Below are 21,280 nucleotides of genomic sequence, written 5' to 3' on the forward strand. Positions count from 1 at the left end.
ATGCATCAGGTGCCATAGAGATCTCACTTTTTAAACATTTGTTTGATTCTGATAACAACTGCATTACAATTGTTGTGGTCAGACCTCTAAAGTAGATTCTGGGGCTAGTTTCCCCGTACCCGACATATTGATAAGGAGTAGCGATGACACGTCTCCAAAAGCTCACCACCTCCCAAGGTGAGCGCATCGCCGTTGTAAGTGGATTACGTACCCCCTTTGCTCGCCAGTCGACCGCGTTTGACGGTGTACCGGCATTGGACATGGGGAAAATGGTTGTCAGCGAAATGCTTCAGCAGGTGGATATTGATCCCAAGCTGATTGAACAGGTGGTATTTGGCCAGGTGATTCAAATGCCGGAAGCGCCGAATATTGCCCGCGAAATCGTGCTGGGCACCGGCATGGACATTGGTACAGATGCCTACAGTGTGACCCGAGCCTGTGCGACCAGCTTCCAAGCTGCAGCCAATGTGGCAGAAAGTATCTTGTCGGGCACCATCGATATCGGTATTGCCGGTGGTGCCGACTCATCGTCGGTGCTGCCGATTGGCGTGTCTAAACATTTAGCTGCAACATTATTGGCACTGAGCAAAGCCAAAACCATGAGCAAGCGTTTAAAACTGCTCAGCAAGCTCAGCGTTAAAGATTTGATGCCGGTACCACCTGCTGTGGCTGAATACTCAACGGGGTTGAGTATGGGGCAAACCGCCGAGCAGATGGCCAAAAGCCATGGCATTACCCGCCAAGAGCAAGATGCTTTGGCGCACCGATCGCACACCCTTGCCGCGCAGGCTTGGCGTGACGGTTTGATCCAGGACGAAGTGATCACCGCTTTCCCTGAACCCTACCGACAGTGGATCGATAAGGACAACAATATTCGTGAAGACTCCAGCCTTGAGTCGTATGCCAAATTGCGTCCGGCTTTTGACCGTAAATTCGGTACGGTAACCGCCGCCAATGCAACGCCGCTGACCGATGGTGCAGCAGCGTTGTTATTGATGCGTGAAGGCAGGGCAAAGGAGCTTGGCCTCAAGCCGCTGGGTTATATCCGCTCTTACGCATTTTCGGCGATTGGTGTTGAGCAAGACATGTTGATGGGGCCATCCTATGCCACCCCGATGGCACTGGATCGCGCTGGCGTAACCTTGCGTGATCTTACCCTGATTGATATGCACGAAGCCTTTGCCGCCCAGGCACTGGCCAACGTCAAAATGTTCGGTTCGGCACACTTTGCCAAAGAGAAATTGGGCCGCAGCGAAGCTATTGGGGAAATCGATATGGATAAATTCAATGTCCTCGGTGGTTCGATCGCCTATGGTCACCCGTTTGCCGCAACCGGTGCGCGGATGATCACCCAGACCTTGAGGGAGCTTCAGCGCCGTGGCGGCGGTTTAGCTTTGAATACTGCCTGTGCTGCTGGTGGCCTTGGTGCCGCAATGATTTTGGAGGCCGAATAATGACTGAACAACAATCTGCATTCACTTTGTCTTATGCCGACAATGGCATTGCTTGGCTCAAAATTGATGTGCCCAATGAGAAAATGAACACCCTGCAAGCACAGTTTGGTGAGCAAGTCAGCAAGGTACTGGAAGAGCTGAAAAGCAAAAAAGATCTCAAGGGGATGGTGGTATATTCGGGCAAACCCGATAACTTTGTCGCCGGTGCGGATATCCGTATGCTAGCGGCTTGCACCACTGCCGAAGAGGCGGCATCGTTAGCTGCGCAGGGGCAAAAATTGTTTGGCGAACTCGAGAGCCTACCTTTCCATACCGTGGCAGCGATTCATGGCCCGTGCTTGGGGGGCGGATTAGAGCTTGCACTAGCGTGTCATAGCCGTGTGTGCTCGGACGATGACAAGACCCGCCTTGGTTTGCCTGAAGTCCAACTTGGATTACTGCCGGGCTCGGGGGGAACTCAGCGTTTGCCTCGCTTGATTGGCGTTGCGGGTGCCCTGGATATGATCCTCACCGGCAAGCAGCTACGTGCCAAAAAAGCCAAGAAACTGGGCGTGGTTGATGAGGCGGTACCGCAGAGTATCTTGCTGGACATCGCCGAGAAACAAGCCCTTAAGCCCAAGCCCAAGCGCCACCTGTCGCTGCAAGACCGTGCGATGGGCGGTAATGCGCTCGGACGCTCTTTGGTGTTCGAGCAAGCAACCAAGAAAACTCACGACAAAACCCGCGGTAATTACCCGGCGGCTGATGCCATTTTGGATGTCATCAAATATGGTCTGCAAAACGGCATGACCAAAGGCTTGGTCCGTGAGGCAAAATTGTTCGGCGAGTTGGTGATGACATCGGAGTCAGCCGCATTGCGCAGCATTTTCTTTGCCACCACGGCGATGAAGAAAGAGTCAGGCTCGGAGGCCAAGCCGCGTTCGATTGGGCATGTCGGGGTACTTGGCGGTGGATTGATGGGGGGCGGGATCAGCCATGTCACGGCCTCTAAGGCGGGCTACCCGGTACGGATCAAAGACATCAGCAACGACGGTATCCTCAATGCCTTGTCGTATAACTACAAGTTGCTGGATAAAAAGCGCAAGCGCCGGATCATCAGCAAGGCTGAGCTGCAAAAGCAGATGCAAAGCATCGCGGGTGGGATTGACTACACGGCGTTTGATCGTATGGATGTGATTATTGAGGCGGTGTTTGAGGATCTTGGCCTCAAACACCAGATGGTCAAGGAAATCGAAGCCAACACCAAGACCGAGACGATTTTTGCGACCAATACTTCATCGCTTCCGATCCACCAGATCGCCGAGGCGGCGGAACGTCCTGAAAACGTGGTCGGCCTGCATTACTTCAGCCCGGTAGAAAAAATGCCGTTGGTCGAAGTCATCCCGCATGACGGGACGTCAGAAGAAACCGTGGCGACGGTGGTCGCATTGGCGAAGAAGCAGGGCAAGACACCGATTGTCGTTGGTGACAAAGCAGGCTTCTATGTTAACCGGATCTTGGCTCCTTATATGAATGAAGCGGCTCAGGTACTGTTGGCTGGCGAGCCGATTGAGCACTTAGACACCGCACTGCTTGATTTTGGTTTCCCGGTTGGCCCTATCACCCTGTTGGATGAAGTGGGGGTCGATATCGGCGCGAAGATCATGCCGGTATTGGTCGGTGAACTGGGCGATCGCTTTCAAGGACCGGATGTGTTCGACAAACTGCTCAGTGATGGGCGTAAGGGTCGCAAGACAGGTAAAGGTTTCTACTTGTATGACAGCAAGAAGAAGGCGGTCGATAAGAGCGTCTACAAGTTGCTGGGGCTTAATCCCGAGAAGAAAACAGATGCTGAGGCAATTGCCATGCGCTGTACTTTGATGATGCTAAACGAAGCGGCACGCTGCTTGGATGAAGGTGTTGTTCGTTCAGCGCGTGATGGCGATATCGGGGCGATTTTCGGTATTGGCTTTCCGCCATTCTTGGGTGGGCCGTTCCGCTATATGGATCAGCTTGGTATTAAACAGGTCGTCGAACTATTGACCGATCATGCGGATAAATATGGCGAGCGTTTCAAGCCGTGTCAGGCATTGGTTGATATGGCTGACACGGGGCAGTGCTACTACCCAGCTTAAAGCCCGCGAGTCTTTAGACACATACAATCGTTATTCAAAGCCAGTTGCATTTGCTGCTGGCTTTTTCATTGTTAGGACGCTTATATCGGAAAGAATTTTACGATGCGCAAGCGGAAGCGTGGCTCGAAAAATTTTGGGCGCAAGAAGTGGTAGGCCAGCATGGTCGTCGCCATGGCGATAAGGATATTGACTCCGAATATGACAAGCGGAGTTGTCATGATGATGATAAAAGCCAGTGCATAAAGCATGATATCTGCCTCATGGTGAGCTAAAGCACAGTGGCAATGCGGACAGGCAAAAAAGTCTTCATAGTTACTCAACAAAGGACTCGAAATTGACTGTTGGCAATGTGGGCAGTGCTGGCTCATGGTAGTGCGACTCCATTACTTAATTCTATTAAGTTGATAGCTTATATATGTCTATAAGACGACCGAAGAGTCGGATGATTCAATTTTTTATCACCAACAGCCACTGAATAATTTTGAGAAAATATTGCTGAGCATCCACCGTATGGTGAAAAATATGAAAAAACATAAAAAATGCAAAATTTCGCGCTTCAACTGGCTGTAATAAAACAAAACCCAGTCAGGCTGGGTTGTTGAGTTTTTATGTAGGGCAAGCTTGAGGCTCAGTAAGCACCTTGCTGAAATTCATCAATTGAACCAATAGGGCTACCAATATCCAACGGTTCTAAATTGCTGTGTGCCTGCCCCTGGCTGTGCATAACGATTCGATTCGAGGTACGAGGTTTCACCACATCGACAATAAACTTCACCATGTCCGCACGGCTGATGTCGGCCAAGGCTTCGATCACCTTTTGCCGCTGGTTAAACTCGTTATCCTTGTTACCGATACTGACCCAGAATCGTTGGGCACGGGAACGCAGGTTGGTATCCGGCTCTGATATTTGTGCAATTAACCCTTGCTTACTCGCTTGCCATTGGGCTTCGTTGAGCTCGAGCAGGACCAGGGAAAAGGCATTGGTGAACTCATCAATGGCCTCCAGCAATTGGGTCGGCGCAGCGACCGGAGACTGAATATATAAGATCAGCCCCGGATGGCGGTTAAGCGGCAAATTGGCGGTACCTACCATATAGCCCAGCTGCTGGCGGGTACGTAGTTCATGGAAAAACGTCGTCGACATCAGGTGGTTGGCCAAGGTGTAGATTGCAATCTTTCTTGGCGTTGTTTCACGCGATTGGTAATACATCAGCAACGCTGAGTCAGCGTGGTCACAGCTGACTTCATGGCTAAGGGTACCGGAATTGCCCAGTCTGACCAACGGTCTCTGGGATTCACCGTAGAGCTGATCGGTGACCCTAAAGGCATCCTTGAGGGTTTCGGCCAGAGCAAGGGCATCCTCTTTGAGCCAGTTACCATAGACAAAAGTATCGATGTGAAGTTCGGCAAACATCGCCTCGACAAAGGCCGGCAGTTCGTCGACCTCGATACTTTCTAGGGCTTCGAGTAAAACCGGGTAAGGTGGGTTATTGGGCTGCAATACACCGGTCAGGGCATTGAACAGCTGTGAAATCGGCTTATCCTGCGCAGCATTACGCCAGTTGCGCAGCATCTGGGCTTTGATATTTCTGAACCGGTCGGGATCGAAGTCACGGTTGGCAAAACGGTCCAGCAGCAGTTTAAGCAGCAGTGGCTGTTTCTCACTGAAACCAGATAGCTGCAGGGTCACCCCGCCCTGATGGGCATAGAGGTTGTAGGACATGCCGGCAATTTCTGCCGGGTAGGCCGACTCATTGATGGCATCGAGCAGAATTTCGACACATAACCGCGTCTTGACGATATTACGCGGTGAATTGACCGCATGCGGGCTATCGATGGCCACGTAAACGATGCCTTTCGGGACTCTGAACTCATGCTCCTGCTTATACCATAGGCGAAATCCCGGTAGCTCCTGAAGCAGTTGGGGCGGCTCAGCGGCGTTATCGGCGAGCGGATGCGGATCCGGTTTTTCGCACAGGTATGGATTTTGCTCTGGTAGCTGTAATTTCGGGTCACTGCCCGGTGCTAGCCAGTTGGCCACCTGCTCGTCGGTGAACGGCTTTACGCTGTATGGGGTATGGTACCACTGGGCAACTTTGTCATTGTCCTGATCCTGGGCAACCAGAACCAGACGCATGTTTTGCGGCGTAAGTTGGTCGAGGAAGGACGCAATCAACGCTTCGTCATAGGTCGCCATCATATAGTCGCCATAGATAATATCGTCTGGTGAATAATGCAGCAGGTTCATGACCAAATAGCTTACCGTGTCGAGCGGGCGGTTTTTTTCCTGGTAGCGGAATGCCATATCCAACACAGTTTTTTTCTCGGCAAAACGCCATTCATCAAGCCCTTGCTGGCGGATGAGCTCAATGTACTGGAAAACCGTTTTGACTATCTCGTCAACGTTATCGAGCCCTTTGGGCGTGAGGTTGAGGCTGATAGTGAACTCACGGAAATTACTGCCACTGACACCGCCGCCGGCGGCGAGTGTATTAATAAATCCCCGTGATTTTAATAATGACATCAGGCTACCGCTGCCTTCATTACCCAGTAGGTGGGCGATGTAGGAAAGCGGTTTTTCACGGTAGTACTGGTCGACTGGTGGAAGGGTAAACGACAGGGTGAGCTTGCGTACTTCCTTGATCGGGTCGATAGTGATGAACTTGGCTTTCTCGTTATCAGAGACCAAAGGCACGGCGATGTCAGCTTTGGCAATGCCGGTGTTGGGGATGTCACGGAAGAAGGTTTGGGCATAGGCATCCAGCTCTTCCAGTGATTGCGGCCCCAGCAATACTAGCCCCATCAGACTGGCACAGTAATGGGTTTGGTAGAAGTCAATGAGTTCGTTGCGGACCGGTTTGTCGTTGCGGTCTGCCAAGGTGGTCAAATCGCCGACCGAGAACTTGGCGAACGGGTGCTCGGGGTTGATGGTTTCCTTGTGGACCTGATATAGGCGGCGTACATCGTCTTTGAGCTTGAGCTTGTACTCTGAGTCAACGGCATTGCGTTCTTTGTCGACGGCTTCTTCATTGAACAGTGGGGCCGTAAAAAATTGGCCGAAGCGGTCAAGCCCCTCGCTGAATGTGTGTGGGCTTACTTCGAAGAAATAGGTGGTGTTTTCGGTGCCTGTCCAAGCGTTGTTGCTGCCACCGCTTTGGTTGATGAACGTTTGGAACTCGCCCACGCGTGGATATTTTTCGGTGCCGAGAAACAACATGTGTTCAAGGAAATGCGCCATCCCCTGACGATCTAGCGGGTCGTCAAAGTGGCCGACCTTTACCGACAATGCCGCCGCTGAGCGTGGGGCGTCAGCATCATGGACCAGCAATACTCTCAATCCGTTGGGGAGGTTGAGGTAGCGGTACTGCTTCAGGTCATTAGGACTTGTATGCACAGGAAAAGCCTATTTTTCAAAGGAAAGTAGACTAATTATGACGCTCATTATAAAGGGTGGCAAATTTAACCCACCTTTATTTGCCAATAAACAAAAGGTTAGCAGACTGATTTTCTAGGTCGGTCACGGAACGCTAACAGGGTGAGCGGGATCGCTGTTTTCCCTATGCGTTACTTGCTAGCATAGCCAAATGTACGCCTTTTCGGTTGCCGGAAAGGTGGAGAAGTAAGCCTTGAGTTTGATCGATCCTCAACCGTTAATAGTAATAATAATCAGGTGTGAGATCGGGTACCAGACTGTGATATTGGAAAAATTATGCGAATTTATATTATGCGTCACGGGGAAGCCCAGCACTTTGCAGCCAGTGATGCAGAACGCCCGCTGACCGATAGGGGAGCCGCCCTGTCCGAACAAATGGCCGTTCAACTGGCAGGCCAGTTTGACAATGATCTGGACATGGTCTGGGTGAGTCCTTATTTGCGTGCACAGCAAACATGGCAGGCAATGGCTTCACACCTGCCGACGCCTAAGCGGGTCATGACAGTTGACGAAATCACCCCGTACGGTGATGCCGACGATATCGCGTCCTACATCAAGGCCGTGGTTAGCGTTGAGCAGCCGGCAAATTTGCTGGTGGTTTCACACCTTCCATTGGTGGGGTACCTGACTTCGGAACTGGTCCCCGGTTTGCAACCGCCTATGTTCATTACCTCTTCCATTGCTGCTATCGATTACCAGCCTGATAGCGGTAACGGTGAACTGCTGTGGCATGCCAACCCTGAAGGCTAGCCGACCCCTATCATTCTCGCTGAACCAATCATCTTGACGATACTTGGGTACCTCTCCCGGAATTCTTTGCGGATAATCCCTAAGGTTTTTCCGGGCGGTGCCGATACAAGAGAAAGTTGTATTCTGTATTCTGTAGTCGTAGACCTTCTGATGAAAGCAAAGTTATCCCTTGCGATGGGTGTCGCACTGCTTGCTGGATGTGTGCAAATGCCGCCAGCCCCGAGTATCAATGCTAATGGTGCCATCAAATGGGCCAATGGTATTACCGAAGATATGCATATTTCACCGTCAGGCAGTACCCTGACATTTGCGTCACCGCAAAACTTGTTTAACCCCGGCGGGATCACTATCTTCTCGCGGATCGACAGTGCCCGTAACGGCAGCTGCGAACACTATTACAGTGAGCAGGCTGTTAAAACACGGTTGAATATCTGCGGCAGTGGGGAAGTGACCTTGATTGTTGAAGGGCAGGTGATCAACGTCGGTGCACTGGCGAAATTCTCTTACGGATAAGCTGATGGGGTAAGGCGGGGAGAGAGTGGCCAGATGGGTGGCGCTAGGCTCTCTCCCAACCCCCATCATTGCGTCGGCTATCTTTCCGGAATATCCAGTAATACCAATAAGGCTCCGTTACCGCCAAACTCCAGCGGTGCTTGGTGGAAAGCCATCACATCAGGGTGCTGTGCCAGCCACATCGGCGCTTTTTGCTTGAGAATATGCTTGCCGATACCATGCATCACGCAACAGCATGACACCTTTTCCTTGATACAAGCCGCAATCATCGCCGCCAACTCGCGCTTGGCTTCCTTCTGGGTCATCCCGTGCATGTCTAGGTACATGTCCGGTACATAGACCCCACGCCGTAACTTCTTGACCTCATACTTGGATACACCAGTACGGGCATATTGGGTCGGGCCATTCTCGTTGAGGTGAGGTTCAAACTCGTCAGAGAAGTAAAACTCGTGATTTTGTGTCTCTTTTGCCGAGACTTTCGGCTTATCACTCTTTGGGCCCTGTCGGCGGGGCGTGATTATGGTATCATTAGTGATCTTTTTTACGCCCTTAACCGCTTCCTGGAAGAGCATTAGATCATCGTCCAGGTTAGTATCTTTTTTGCTCATAGTGAAATTCCAACAACTTTATAGCGGTATTGTAGCGCCATTCGGAGTCTATTTTGGATAAGATTTTTGTCGACGAAGCTGTCAACGAACTTCATACATTGCAGGACATGCTACGTTGGACGGTTAGCCGTTTCAATGCTGCCGGTCTATTTTATGGTCACGGTACAGACAATGCGTGGGACGAAGCTGTTCAGCTTGTTCTGCCAACGGTATACCTACCTCTTGACGTCCCCTCGGAAGTACGTCATTCACGCCTGACCAGCAGCGAGCGTCACCGTATTGTTGAACGCGTGATCCGCCGTATCAACGAACGTACCCCGGTTGCTTACTTGACCAACAAAGCGTACTTCTGTGGTTTGGAATTCTTTGTCGACGAGCGTGTGCTTGTGCCTCGCTCGCCAATCGGCGAGCTGATCGAAAACTTCTTCGAACCGTTCCTCAAAGAACGCCCAACCCGCATCATGGATTTGTGCACCGGCTCTGGCTGTATCGGTATTGCCTGTGCTCATGCTTTCCCTGAAGCCGAAGTCGATGTTGTCGATATCTCGACCGATGCGCTGGCGGTTGCCGAGCAGAATATTCAGGATCACGGTCTGGAGCAGCAAGTGATCCCACTGCGTTCTGACTTGCTACGAGATGTGCCAAAAGACCAATACGACCTGATCGTGACCAATCCACCGTATGTCGATCAGGAAGATATGGAAAGCCTACCGGATGAGTTCCGCCATGAGCCAGAGTTGGGTCTTGCTGCGGGTACCGACGGCTTGAAGCTGGTTCGTCGTATTTTGGCCAACGCACCGGATTACCTGAAAGAAGACGGTGTGCTGATCTGCGAAGTCGGTAACTCGATGATCCATATGGAAGAGCAATACCCACATATTCCATTTACCTGGATTGAATTTGAAAACGGCGGCCACGGCGTGTTCATGATGACCCGCGAGCAGCTGCTTGAGTGTGCTGATGAGTTTGCGTTGTACCGCGATTAATTAGCCATACCCTGCACAGGTTACATAAATGCCGCCAACCGAAAGGTTGGCGGCATTTTTTGTGGGTTTACGCCGAACTAGATGCCGATCGACCCGACTCGGGGGCGGGGGGAAAACCGCTTTCTCAAGATTTTCATTGCTGGCTTTTCCAAATAGTTATAACTGGCCAGCGACACCCCGAGGGCAATAACGGTAAAACAGGTGGCACCAGCGCCTGCCGCCAGCCAACTGGTCTGGGCGTTCCACCAGGCAAGCTGGTCGGGAAGGAGAAGGTTGGCCACCTCAACACCCACCAGCAGGAGTACGGCATGCCAGAGGTAAAGCGAGTAGGATATATCCCCGAGCAGGCGGGTGATACGGTTATCGAGTAACTTGAATATCGGTGTCTTTCTTTCCTGCTGCTGGGCCGCGACAAACACCAGCACCGCAAAGGCGATGACCACCAGTACATTGTGAAGGCCGGTTTTGGGGAAATGGAGCAGGGCTAGGCAGGCAAACAGGATGGCGGCAAGGGCCACATCGTGATTGATTGCAGAGCGGCTGCGTTCGGTAAGCGAGAGGGTTTGCATCCAGGCCCCGAGGGCGAAACTGGCGATAGCCCGAGCAAAGGCCATCGCCCCGCCGGTGGCATCTAGCGATCCTTTGGTATGGTTGATATAGAGCAATGTCACTAGGAATAAGACCGGGATCAAATACCCCACCTTTTTGCGCAGTAGTAACGGGACCAAGAAAGGGAAAACCATATAGCTCAACCATTCGACACTCAACGACCAGGAAGAGATGTTCCATGAGAGATCGTTTTCTAATACCCCGTGGAGCATGAAAATATTGGGTGATATTGCCTCTGCGCGGTTGAACGGACCATGAAATGCCGGGATACCGGTTACCCCCCAGCTTTCAAACAATGCGCCGCCGTAAAAGCCAATGTTGCTATGGTATTTAATCGCCTCCCAGCCAATCAGTACCAGTAGCGTAATAATAAACAGGGGATAAATGCGGGTAAATCGCAACCACATAAACCGTGCCCAGCTTGAAGGGCGGGGTAAGTGGGAGAACGCCGGCTTATAAACATGCATCATGACAAAACCGCTCAAGATAAAAAACAAATCAACCCACAAAAAACCATTTTCAACGAAGTGGGTATATTCCATCAGCGGATTCATCCACTGTGGAAATAAAATCAACCTTGCATGGAAGAAAACAACGCACAGTGCTGCAATTCCCCGTAGGGGAGTGAGAATTGGAATGGACCTATCCATGGTACCTACCAGATGTTAATTGAAAAGATGGCTAATTTTGCGCCTCGAAAAATAAAAAACAGTGCATGAGGTAGGGTTTTAAAAAAGTGGGGCAATTTTTATAAAAAAAATACGACGCAAATCCAAAGACTGAATTTACTCTTTACGGCGGGTTTCATCCTGTGGACTGTATATTACACAGCCCTTGGGTTGTTAAGGCGTAAAGAAGGGGGGAGGGAAAAAGGGATAGGCCGTTACCAGCCATATCCCCGTAAACGTTTAATCGTTTAATCGTTTAATGATGCGATTAGACGTTTCCCGCCTGTTGCTTGGATTTAAGCTCTGCCATGATGTCGCTTTGGTTGGCGAGGTAGTCATCAAGTCCGGCTTTGCGCAGATCGCACGACGGGCAATCGCCACAGCCATCACCGATGATACCGTTATAGCACGTCAGGGTTTTCTCGCGAACGAAGTTGAGTTTGCCGTACTGGTCGGCAAGTGCCCAGGTCTCGGCCTTGTTGAGCCACATCAATGGGGTTTCAATCTTCAGTGCTCGATCCATTCCCAGAACCAGCGACTGGTTAAGTGACTTGACGAATTCGTCACGGCAATCCGGGTAGCCGGAAAAATCGGTTTCACAAACACCAGTGATCACCGCGTCGGCACCGATCTGGTAGGCATAAATGCCAGCCAGGGTCAGGAACAGAATGTTGCGGCCAGGCACAAATGAGTTTGGCAGGCCATTTTCCTGCAACTCGTGGGAGACCGGGATATTGTCGCGGGTCAGGGAGCTGATCGCGAGCTCATTAAGCAGGCCCACATCCATCACCTTGTGTGCGGTGACACCCAAGTCTTTACAGATTGATTCAGCCACTTCGATTTCAAGCTTATGGCGCTGGCCATAATCGAACGTAATGCAGTGCACTTCATCATAATGGGACATGGCTTGGATCAGGCAGGTTGTGGAGTCTTGGCCGCCACTAAATACAACTACGGCTTTGCGCATGAAAAGTTTTCCTATGTTGTTGTCGTACCGAAAAACAGTCGGTAGGGACTATCCCTTATTGAAATTAAGGATAGGCCAACAGCAGGTTCTCTATTGGCAGGCTCATGCTACCGCAGCAGTGGCAAAGAAAAAAGCTCTGTGATGAAAAGCCGCAGCGGTTGTTGTAGTCGTTGCGGCGGCTAGATAGCAGCGAAGGCGTTAGCTCAGCTTTCCGGTTTGCTCAAATTGCTCGAGTTGGGTCAGATAGCTGCTGATATCGCCAATGTTGCTTTCAACCCACTCAGTGTTGAAATAGGTATCGAGATAACGTTCACCACTGTCACACAGCAAGGTGACAATCGAGCCATTCTCGCCACGGGCTTTCATTTCACAAGCTAGCAGCAGTACCCCGTAAAGGTTGGTACCGGTTGATGCGCCAGCCTTGCGGCCAAGCAATTTTTCCAGCCAGTGTACTGTGGCAATACTTGCCGCATCAGGAATGGTGCGCATTTCATCGACCACATCGGGAATGAAGCTTGGCTCTACCCGTGGGCGGCCAATTCCTTCGATACGGCTGCCGCAATCTCCGGTCAGGGAGGGATCTCGGGTTTGGTAGTATTGATGGAACACCGAGTTTTCTGGGTCAACGACACAGAGTCTGGTGGTATGCATTTGATAACGGATATAGCGGCCAATGGTTGCCGATGTGCCACCGGTACCCGGGCTCATGACTACCCAGCTTGGGATAGGGTGCTCTTCAAGCTTCATTTGATCAAATATGCTGTTGGCAATGTTGTTATTGCCCCGCCAGTCGGTAGCCCGTTCAGCATAGGTGAACTGATCCATGTAGTGGCCATTGAGCTCTTTCGCCAAGCGGCGCGACTCTTCATAGATCTCGCTTGGGCTGTCGACAAAGTGAGCACGGCCGCCGTAAAACTCGATTTGCTCGATTTTCTTGCGCGCGGTTTTGCGCGGGACGACAGCGATGAACGGCAAGCCAAGCAGGCGGGCAAAATACGCTTCCGAAACCGCAGTACTGCCTGAAGACGACTCAATGACCGGGGTATCCTTGCTGATCCAGCCATTACACAGGGCAAACAGAAACAGGGAACGAGCCAAACGGTGTTTGAGGCTACCGGTTGGATGGGTGCTTTCATCCTTCAGGTAGATATCAATCCCCTCAAGAGCGGGTATATCCAACTTGATCAGGTGGGTATCGGCTGAGCGTTGGAAGTCGGCTTCAATTTTGCGGATCGCGGTGTGGATCCATTGTGGGTCATGGCTCATAGGGGGTCCTTTTACGCGGTGTCTGACTGTTTATATTATGGTGATAATGTATGACGAAGAGCAGGAAAATTCTTTATCAAATGCTCTCTACTTCGATTAAAATGGAGAAAAATATTCTATTAATTATATTGTGGGTAAAAAAATTGGCTGAACTAGACAAGACAGATAGAACACTCCTTCGAATGCTTCAGCAAGATGGCACGTTGGCTTTGGCGGAGTTGGCTGAAGCGGTGAACCTGACGACGACCCCGTGCTGGAAGCGTCTTAAGCGTCTTGAAGAAAGTGGCATTTTACGTCAGCGGGTTGCTTTGCTCGATCCGGTCAAGCTTGGTCTGTCATTTACCGCTTTTGTGCAAATCAAGACCAGCAATCACTCCAAGGAGTGGTATCACAAGTTTGTTGGTACCGTGTCCGACTTTCCCGAAGTGATGGAGTTCTATCGCATGGCCGGCGAGTATGACTACATGATGAAAGTGCAGGTGGCCGATATGTCTGCGTTTGATCAGTTCTATAAGAAACTGGTCAACAGCATTGAAGGATTGACCAATGTCACCTCGACCTTTGCCATGGAGCCCCTGAAGTACACCACCGCGTTGCCGGTATAGCTATTTTTCCAGTGCGGTTATTTTGCCGGTAAAGATATTTGCCTTTGTTTTAGGGGAGCAGGCTCGCCTTCTTTCAGTGCTTTGATATGTGAGGGGATAAAAATCAGGATGAAATTCCAAATCCCATAGCTAGCCTTATAAGTAATTGAAATTAAAAAGAGAACAGCAGCATAATATCACCTGTAACAGTGGTTTAACATCGCGCGGGGGGGGAGATGCAAGTATTTTGGCAGTTAAGGTGGTATTTCCGGCAGCAATGGCGCCGCTATGGTGGTGCTATTGGTATCTTAGTCATTGTTTCCCTCTTTGAGCTGTTGCCACCCAAGGCGATCGGCTGGATTGTCGATGATGTTGTCAGCGGCAGTATGACGCCTACCGTGATGCTTGGTTGGTTGATGGGGCTGGCGATAGTTTGGCTGGCGGTGTACTTTCTGCGGATCATCTGGCGTTGCTGGTTGTTCGGCGCGGCCTATGAGCTCGGTACTGTGTTGCGTAATCGTCTGTATCGCCACTTCTCATCCCATTCCCCTTCTTTTTTTGAGCGCTATAAAACGGGCGATTTGATGGCCCGCTCGACCAATGATGTCAATGCAGTAGTCATGACCGCCGGCGAAGGCGTATTGACAGCTGTTGATTCTCTCATCACGGGCATTGCCGTATTGTTTGTCATGACCACTTTCATCAGCTGGGAGTTAACGATCTTGGCATTGTTGCCGATGCCGTTGATGGCGGTTGTGGTTTTCTTCCTCGGTCGCCAGCTAAATAGCCGCTTCTCTCTGTCACAAGCCGCATTTTCTACCCTGACAGATAAAACTCAGGAAAGCCTCAGTGGGGTACGGATGATCCGTGCCTTTGGGTTGGAGAAATGCCAGCAACAAGATTTTTCCGGTGTAGTCGATGATGTGGGTGAGAAGAACTTGGCAGTGGCACGGGTAGACGCCAAGTTTGATCCGGTGATTCAAATTGCTATTGGCATGTCTTTTTTCCTTAGCATTGCCGGTGGCGCTTATTTGATCAGCCAGCAACGGTTGACGCTGGGTGATCTGACGGCTTTTACGCTTTATCAAGGTTTGATGATCTGGCCGATGCTGGCGATGGCATGGTTGTTCAATATCCTTGAGCGCGGTTCGGCGGCGTGGAATCGGCTAGCCGATATTTTTGACGAAAAACCGGGTATCGTCAGCGGTGAGCGGGTCCTTGAGCGTACCTATCAGCCCCTGAAGGTGGATATTGAGACATTTTCTTGGCCTGGCCAAACTCAGCCTGCGCTGGCTGATGTCCATTTTACCCTGGCGAGCGGCAATATGCTGGGTATTGCCGGGCCGATCGGCAGTGGCAAATCGACTTTGTTGGCGCTGCTACTGCGACAGCAGGAGTTGGAGCAGGGGCAAATCAAGTATGGTGATGTTGCGCTCAAGCAGGCGGACCTTTCTCAGTGGCGCAGCCGGTTTGCCGTCGTGAGTCAGTCACCGTTCTTATTCTCTCGCTCTATTGCAGACAACATAGCCCTTGGTAAGCCGCAGGCCAGTATGGAGGAAGTCCGCAAAGTGGCCAAAGCGGCCTGTATTGACGACGATATCATGCAGTTCCCTGAAGGCTACCAGACCATGGTTGGTGAAAAAGGCATTACGTTATCGGGCGGTCAGAAACAGCGTATCGCCATCGCTCGTGCGTTGTTGCTCGAGGCGGAAATTCTAATTTTGGACGATGCGCTGTCAGCTGTCGACGGTAAGACCGAGCACCATATTCTCGCCAATTTACGCTGTCAGCAAAAGCGGACGGTGATTGTGATTGCCCATCGCTTAACGGCGTTTGAGGAGGCGGATATGACGCTGGTCCTCCATCATGGACAGATCAGTGAACAGGGTGATCACCGTAGTTTGTTGGCGCAAGATAATTGGTATGCAGAAATGTACCGCTACCAGAAATTAGAGCAGGCGATGGAGGACGCGTAATGGAAAAAGCAACCATAAAACGATCGACATTTGCTCGCTTGTTGCATTACGCGCTGGCAGATAAAAGACAGCTGACAGTGGCTATGGGGTTATTATTCCTGGCCTCTATTGCCGATGTCTCGGGGCCATGGCTAATCCAGCATTTTATTGATAACAATATTGCCAAGGACAGTTTTCCAACGTCCGAGTTGGTCATGTTGGCGACGGGCTATATCGGCTTGATGATCGCCACGGCGTGGCTACGGTATTTACAGGCATTACGGTTTAATGCGCTAGCCGTTGGTGTGGTACAAACGGTGCGTAAACAGCTCTTTTCGCGGATCCTCAACCAACCCCTGTCGGCCTTTGATTATATGCCCTCCGGTAAGCTGATCTCACGGATCACCAATGACACCGAGTCGCTAAAAGATTTTTATGTGCATGTCATAGGGACGGCGCTTAAGAATATAACGTTGATCCTTGTGATGCTGGTGGCAATGGCGCTATTGAGCTGGCGGCTGACATTGGTCGTATTGGTGTTGCTGCCGATTGTGGTTGGCGTCATGGTGTTCTATCAGCGTCGCAGTTCGGATGCCTATCGCAAGATGCGTGACTTGCTGGCTGATATCAACGCTTCGATGAGTGAGTCTATTCAGGGCATGAGCTTGATCCAGCTCATGCGCCAAGAAAAAACATTCTACAACCAATTTTCTGAGCTGACAGCCAGTCATCTGGCCGCGCAGCAAAGTGTTGTCAGGCTCAATGGCATCATGCTACGGCCGTTGATCGATTTTCTTTCTGGTGTCGCCTTGCTCTCGCTGGTGGCGCTGTTTGGCGTGAGTGGCGTAGAGCTGATTGGTGTTGGGGTCCTATATGCCTTTATCAGCTACCTGGGGAGGGTGACCGAGCCGTTGATTGAGCTAACCCAGCAGCTGTCATTATTGCAGCAAGCGCTGGTGGCCAGCGAACGTATTTTCGGTTTCATTGATGCCGAGCAGCAAGAATATGGCAATGATACTGCGCCGTTGAGCTCAGGAAAGCTCGAATGTCGTCAGGTTGACTTTAGCTATGATGGTAAGCAGCCTATTTTGAAGGCGATCGATGTGGCGATACCGCATCAGGGGTTTCTGGCATTGGTAGGGCATACCGGTAGCGGCAAGAGTACTCTGGCTTCGCTGATGATGGGCTTTTACCCGGTTTCGAAAGGTCAAATCCTGCTTGACGGTCGGCCGTTGGCGAGCCTGTCTCACGATGTATTGCGTTCTGGGATCGCCATGGTCCAGCAGGACCCGCACATTCTCAGTGCGTCGGTACGAGAGAATATCACCTTGGGTCGTTGCGTGGGTGACGGCACCGAGGACGATGCTATCTGGCAAGCATTGGAAGCGGTAGGACTTGCTGAACAAGTCCGCTGTTACACAAACGGCTTGGATACCCCGTTGGGCAGTGGTGCTGCGAACCTGTCGGCCGGGCAAAAACAATTACTGGCACTGGCAAGGGTATGGTACAGCAAGCCAAGGATCCTGATCCTCGATGAAGCCACAGCCAATATTGATTCCGGTACCGAGCGTGATATCCAGAAGGCACTGAGCAAGCTGCGCCGGGATATGAGTGTGGTCGTGATAGCCCACCGTCTGTCAACGGTGATGGAAGCCGATGAAATCGTGGTGTTGCACCATGGTGAAGTGGTCGAGCGCGGTACCCATCATGAGCTGCTGGGGCTAAACCATTATTACCGGCAGATGTACCAGCTGCAGCAAGTCGGTGAGCAGCTCAAGCTGTTGGAGGGGGCAACGAGTGAATACCCCTGAACCGCGTGTCGAAAAGCAAGAGGCGGGCTAGGCCGCCTCTTAACCTTTATTATTAAACGTTGACGGGGAGCGGCGTTACTTGCTCCCGGTATGGCGCATCAAGCCTTCCTGTACGGCAGAGGCCACCAGTTCCCCTTTTTGGTTGTAGATCTCACCGCGGACCAAGCCACGCGCATTGCTGGCTGATGGGCTATCGATAGCGTAGAGCAGCCATTCATCCATACGGAAAGGACGGTGGAACCACATTGAGTGGTCAATAGTCGCGACTTTCATCTGTGGGTTGAACAAGCTAACGCCATGGGGCTGTAATGCCGTCACCAAAAATCCCCAGTCAGAGGCATAGGCCAGCAGGTATTGATGGATACGCTGGTCATCGGGCATCTCGCCGTTGGCTTTGATCCATAGATACTGCTTGGCTTCAGTCGGCTTCGGGGCGAGAGGGTTAACCACATTGACCGGGCGTACCTCGATCGGGCGGTCGCAGCCAAAATGCTTCACGGCCCCTTTTGGCAGCTTGTCAGCCATCGCCAATACCAACTCTTGTTCTGACATCAAGCCTTCAAAGGAAGGTGTTTGTGGCATGGGTGATTGGTGTTCGAAGCCTTTTTCCTCAGCTTGATAAGATGCCGTGAGGTAGAATATTGGGCGGCCATATTGAATCGCCTTAACGCGCCGGGTACTGAAACTGTTGCCATCACGCAGATTTTCGACATCATAAATAATTGGCTTATGGGGATCGCCTGGTCGCAAAAAATAGCTGTGGAAAGAGTGAACCTGACGCCCTTCATCAACGGTTTCCTTCGCTGCAGAAAGTGCCTGTCCAAGTACTTGGCCGCCATAGACTTGTGGTAAACCCAAATGCTCGCTTTGTCCACGGAACAATCCTTGTTCAAGCTGCTCTAAATGTAGCAGAGTGAGAAGTTCATTCAGTTCTTTGCTCATCGGATCTCCATAAATAATGTTATTATTAAGTGCTGTGAGGAGTGGAACAATCACTCCTAATGAGTGGATGATCATTCAGTTTAAACATGAGTTCAAGTGCTTGTCACACATCAAAATGACAGTTTTGCTTTAGGAGAGACAATGAAAAGGGTTTTTGCACTGATTTCGGCATTGGCAGTAGCGCTGGTTGTATCGGCGTGTACCAGTTTGATCGAACAAGATGCAGATTTGGAAGTGGTAAAGGGAACCTTGACCTACAAAGAGCGTATGGCACTGCCCGATCATGCCCGCATTACTGTGACGCTGTCGGATGTCTCTAAAATGGATGTCGCAGCGGAGGTACTGAGTAGCCAAGCTTTTTTGGCCGATGGAAAGCAAGTACCGTTTGAATACCAGCTGAACTTTTCTCGCCAGGAAATTATTCCTAACCATACCTATGCCGTCAGTGCACGTATTGAAGTGGATGGCAAACTGCTGTTTATCACTGATACGGCCAATCAAGTGCTGACCGATCAGGCTGAGTCTACTTATAAAGATTTGGTATTGGTGAAGGTGAACTAAAGTGACCTCTTGATGCCGCCTTGCTTGGCGGCATTAAAGCCCGTCCCACCGGTATTGCTTCAATTTGAGCCGTCCGGTTTCGCCTACCTCAATCCCTTCATCAATTAATTTGCGGCGTTGGCGCTGTAAGTCATCTCCCTTCAGGGAAATCTCCCCTTTAGCATTTACCACTCGGTGCCAGGGTAGGGTTGAACCTTCCGGCAACGTCGCCATCAGGCGGCCTACTTGGCGAGCATAACCGGGAAAACCGGCAAATTTGGCAATATCACCATAAGTTGTCACTTTTCCATATGGAATTTGGTGAACTTGGCTGTAGATTTGCGCTGAAAAATCATCCATATTTATACCTGTACCAAACAAACCTGATGGCCGATCATGGTATTACGGTTATCAGATAACGCAAGGAGGTGCTGCCATGTTGTATGCCGCGTTACTTGTTATGGTCAGCATAACGTTGACCATTGTCGGAGTCAGTGCATTGGGGCAAAGCCAAGGAGAGTTGCCTGCACTGGCCCTTGCCATACCTGCCTTATGGTTATTGCCACAAGGTGGCGTATCTGCCTGGCTATTGTTAATTGGCCTGGGCACGTTTGGTTTTGTTCTTCCTGAACAACCCATTGCCTTATCGGTGAGTGTCTTTATGATGCTGCCGGTTTTTGCGGTCAGCTTCTCTGCAAAGAGCTCTTGGCAGTTGGCTGCGTTATTGATCTCCATCGTCCTTGCCATGGATGTAGGCCTGATGGCCTTGCAAGCCGAAGGCAAGCTTGAGGGGAGTCCTGCTTATACCATCATTCAGATCCTTGCTATCGGGGTGATCTGGGTAGCTGCACGCAGTTGGCGGTCGGTAGACGGTAATACTTGGTGGCCGCTATTTCTGGTGGTTCCGCTGTGGGTCGGTGGTTTGGCCCATGCCGCACTGGTTGCCCTTTGTGTTACCGGTCTGATTGCCTCTTTGCAAGGGATGGCAAAAAGCAAACTCAGCGAGTGGGTGCCCCGGATGATGTGGATCTTACCTGCGGTCGGCTTTGCCACTTTGGTGCTGGTACCTTGGTTCGACGTACCAAACCCGATATTGGTCGCTTGGCTGCTGGTTCTGGGCGGCGCCTTGCTGGGTGAGTATTTACTGGAGGACCCGGAAGAAGAGCTCTAGGGCTGGGCTAACTGTGTGAAAACAGGAATGTTTGGGCAATAAAACAGCAGTCGGTCGGGAATCTGTGATTGTGCTATTGCAATCACCTCGGCCATAGCGGATAATCCATCTCGTTCTCGCACAGAGACAAAGAATCTATGGAGGCCCTGCTGGTCCTCTCGCAACACTACCTCGTGAACCCGGTCAGGCCTGGAAGGGAGCAGCCGCAGCGAGCGACGTGTGTGCCGAGATGTGGCTGGTGGGGCTTCCACCCATCTAGCGTTTGCCTTTTATATCAGAAGCTTATCTGCTTCGACTTCCCCTTGTGACACATTATAGATCACAAAATAGCTCCCACTAACACTGTTCCTATCACCTCCAGATTTAAGTCTATTTCAGATATCGCAATTCTGCTTATTGAATGATACTCATCAGATTGCATTCTGTTTGTAGGTTAACAATGTAGTTGCTTGGATTATTGATATTTAAGGAATAGGTAACATAGCTAAATTTTACAAGCTTTTGCCGTACAACCTTTTGATGCATCTCCTGATCGTAGCTGAGTGAAATCAGCCATGCAGTTTTTTACAACAGGTATGTCTGGTCCCAGCTCTGGCTGTCTATTGTGTATGGATTACTGCGAATTATCTTGGTTGATATGTAAAGTTGGGGGAGGGGCTAGTAAGCCTAATAACGAAATAATTGAAGGTGCTAGCGGGAGTATTTAAACAGTCCATTGCCGTTCCAACTTACCTTATTTAGCCTGAATAAAACTGAGCGTGTAACTAAGGTCTCTGGCTTAGTTTTGTCGAGTAGACGACACCTGTTACCAAGTGTCGTCCCTCTAAGAACCCAGCGTGCAACTTTCACCGCACTAGGCTCAAGCCTTCACGAGAGCACCAATTGGCACCCAGCAACTTATAAAGCAGT

General features: G+C 50.8%; 18 protein-coding genes and 1 other RNA gene. 11 read left to right on the plus strand and 8 right to left on the minus strand.

What is annotated here, in order from left to right:
* Positions 1 to 143 precede the first annotated feature (143 nt).
* Together fadI and fadJ are read left to right on the plus strand one after the other, a co-directional pair.
* Positions 144 to 1,454, plus strand: a complete 1,311-nt coding sequence (gene fadI / locus C9I99_RS26065; RefSeq protein ID WP_107351756.1) for an acetyl-CoA C-acyltransferase FadI — start codon at positions 144 to 146, stop codon at positions 1,452 to 1,454.
* Positions 1,454 to 3,568, plus strand: coding sequence for a fatty acid oxidation complex subunit alpha FadJ (gene fadJ / locus C9I99_RS26070; RefSeq protein ID WP_107351757.1), 2,115 nt, complete (start codon positions 1,454 to 1,456; stop codon positions 3,566 to 3,568). The genes fadI and fadJ overlap by 1 nt, the downstream gene beginning before the upstream one ends.
* Positions 3,569 to 3,648: 80 nt before the next feature.
* Here fadJ and C9I99_RS26075 read toward each other — a convergent pair whose 3' ends face one another.
* Entirely contained in the window at positions 3,649 to 3,936 is a 288-nt protein-coding gene (locus tag C9I99_RS26075) for a hypothetical protein (protein WP_107351758.1), read from the minus strand.
* A 260-nt stretch (positions 3,937 to 4,196) separates the two neighbouring features.
* Positions 4,197 to 6,962 carry an insulinase family protein gene (locus tag C9I99_RS26080; protein WP_107351759.1) on the minus strand — a complete coding sequence of 922 codons (2,766 nt, stop codon included), beginning with the start codon at positions 6,960 to 6,962 and terminating at the stop codon, positions 4,197 to 4,199.
* Between the two features lie 315 nt (positions 6,963 to 7,277).
* Between C9I99_RS26080 and sixA the strand changes: the two genes are divergently transcribed.
* Together sixA and C9I99_RS26090 are read left to right on the plus strand one after the other, a co-directional pair.
* A complete protein-coding gene (gene sixA, locus C9I99_RS26085) occupies positions 7,278 to 7,751 on the plus strand; it encodes a phosphohistidine phosphatase SixA (RefSeq protein WP_107351760.1) in 474 nt (157 codons plus the stop codon).
* 150 nt (positions 7,752 to 7,901) lie between these two features.
* A complete protein-coding gene (locus tag C9I99_RS26090; RefSeq protein ID WP_243734673.1) occupies positions 7,902 to 8,264 on the plus strand; it encodes a hypothetical protein in 363 nt (120 codons plus the stop codon).
* Between the two features lie 77 nt (positions 8,265 to 8,341).
* Here the strand turns inward: C9I99_RS26090 and smrB are convergent, their stop codons facing one another.
* Positions 8,342 to 8,872: an endonuclease SmrB gene (gene smrB / locus C9I99_RS26095; protein WP_107351761.1), complete on the minus strand. Its 531-nt coding sequence runs from the start codon at positions 8,870 to 8,872 to the stop codon at positions 8,342 to 8,344.
* A gap of 53 nt (positions 8,873 to 8,925) precedes the next feature.
* Between smrB and prmB the strand changes: the two genes are divergently transcribed.
* Positions 8,926 to 9,858 (plus strand): 50S ribosomal protein L3 N(5)-glutamine methyltransferase, encoded by a 933-nt coding sequence (gene prmB, locus C9I99_RS26100; protein ID WP_107351762.1) that lies wholly within the window; start codon positions 8,926 to 8,928, stop codon positions 9,856 to 9,858.
* 77 nt (positions 9,859 to 9,935) lie between these two features.
* Here the strand turns inward: prmB and C9I99_RS26105 are convergent, their stop codons facing one another.
* From C9I99_RS26105 to C9I99_RS26115, 3 genes are all read right to left on the minus strand, one after another.
* Positions 9,936 to 11,117: an acyltransferase family protein gene (locus C9I99_RS26105; protein WP_107351763.1), complete on the minus strand. Its 1,182-nt coding sequence runs from the start codon at positions 11,115 to 11,117 to the stop codon at positions 9,936 to 9,938.
* Between the two features lie 286 nt (positions 11,118 to 11,403).
* Entirely contained in the window at positions 11,404 to 12,102 is a 699-nt protein-coding gene (queC, locus tag C9I99_RS26110) for a 7-cyano-7-deazaguanine synthase QueC (protein WP_107351764.1), read from the minus strand.
* Positions 12,103 to 12,300: 198 nt separating this feature from the next.
* Complete coding sequence (locus tag C9I99_RS26115) at positions 12,301 to 13,368, minus strand: PLP-dependent cysteine synthase family protein (RefSeq protein WP_107351765.1); 1,068 nt, start codon at positions 13,366 to 13,368, stop codon at positions 12,301 to 12,303.
* A gap of 101 nt (positions 13,369 to 13,469) precedes the next feature.
* On the opposite strand from C9I99_RS26115, the gene C9I99_RS26120 reads away from it, so the two are divergent.
* The 3 genes from C9I99_RS26120 to C9I99_RS26130 all read left to right on the plus strand — a co-directional run bounded on the left by C9I99_RS26120 (position 13,470) and on the right by C9I99_RS26130 (position 17,718).
* The gene (locus C9I99_RS26120; protein ID WP_107351766.1) at positions 13,470 to 13,973 is read left to right on the plus strand and encodes an Lrp/AsnC family transcriptional regulator; all 504 of its coding nucleotides are present in this window, start codon (positions 13,470 to 13,472) and stop codon (positions 13,971 to 13,973) included.
* A 215-nt stretch (positions 13,974 to 14,188) separates the two neighbouring features.
* Positions 14,189 to 15,928 (plus strand): ABC transporter transmembrane domain-containing protein, encoded by a 1,740-nt coding sequence (locus C9I99_RS26125; RefSeq protein WP_107351767.1) that lies wholly within the window; start codon positions 14,189 to 14,191, stop codon positions 15,926 to 15,928.
* The gene (locus tag C9I99_RS26130) at positions 15,928 to 17,718 is read left to right on the plus strand and encodes an ABC transporter transmembrane domain-containing protein (protein WP_107351768.1); all 1,791 of its coding nucleotides are present in this window, start codon (positions 15,928 to 15,930) and stop codon (positions 17,716 to 17,718) included. Before C9I99_RS26125 ends, C9I99_RS26130 begins: the two co-directional genes overlap by 1 nt.
* A gap of 75 nt (positions 17,719 to 17,793) precedes the next feature.
* On the opposite strand, the gene tesB is transcribed toward C9I99_RS26130, so the two are convergent.
* Positions 17,794 to 18,660, minus strand: coding sequence for an acyl-CoA thioesterase II (tesB, locus tag C9I99_RS26135; RefSeq protein WP_107351769.1), 867 nt, complete (start codon positions 18,658 to 18,660; stop codon positions 17,794 to 17,796).
* 141 nt (positions 18,661 to 18,801) lie between these two features.
* Here tesB and C9I99_RS26140 point away from each other — a divergent pair, with 141 nt between their 5' ends.
* Positions 18,802 to 19,221, plus strand: a complete 420-nt coding sequence (locus tag C9I99_RS26140) for a YbaY family lipoprotein (RefSeq protein WP_107351770.1) — start codon at positions 18,802 to 18,804, stop codon at positions 19,219 to 19,221.
* A 33-nt stretch (positions 19,222 to 19,254) separates the two neighbouring features.
* Here C9I99_RS26140 and C9I99_RS26145 read toward each other — a convergent pair whose 3' ends face one another.
* Entirely contained in the window at positions 19,255 to 19,560 is a 306-nt protein-coding gene (locus tag C9I99_RS26145) for an MGMT family protein (protein WP_107351771.1), read from the minus strand.
* Positions 19,561 to 19,636: 76 nt separating this feature from the next.
* On the opposite strand from C9I99_RS26145, the gene C9I99_RS26150 reads away from it, so the two are divergent.
* Together C9I99_RS26150 and ffs are read left to right on the plus strand one after the other, a co-directional pair.
* The gene (locus C9I99_RS26150) at positions 19,637 to 20,371 is read left to right on the plus strand and encodes a VP0952 family biofilm-associated protein (protein WP_107351772.1); all 735 of its coding nucleotides are present in this window, start codon (positions 19,637 to 19,639) and stop codon (positions 20,369 to 20,371) included.
* 147 nt (positions 20,372 to 20,518) lie between these two features.
* Positions 20,519 to 20,615: signal recognition particle sRNA small type (gene ffs / locus C9I99_RS26155), an RNA gene on the plus strand.
* Positions 20,616 to 21,280: the final 665 nt, after the last annotated feature.

The sequence above is a fragment of the Photobacterium lutimaris genome (assembly GCF_003025555.1).
Classification (GTDB): domain Bacteria; phylum Pseudomonadota; class Gammaproteobacteria; order Enterobacterales; family Vibrionaceae; genus Photobacterium; species Photobacterium lutimaris.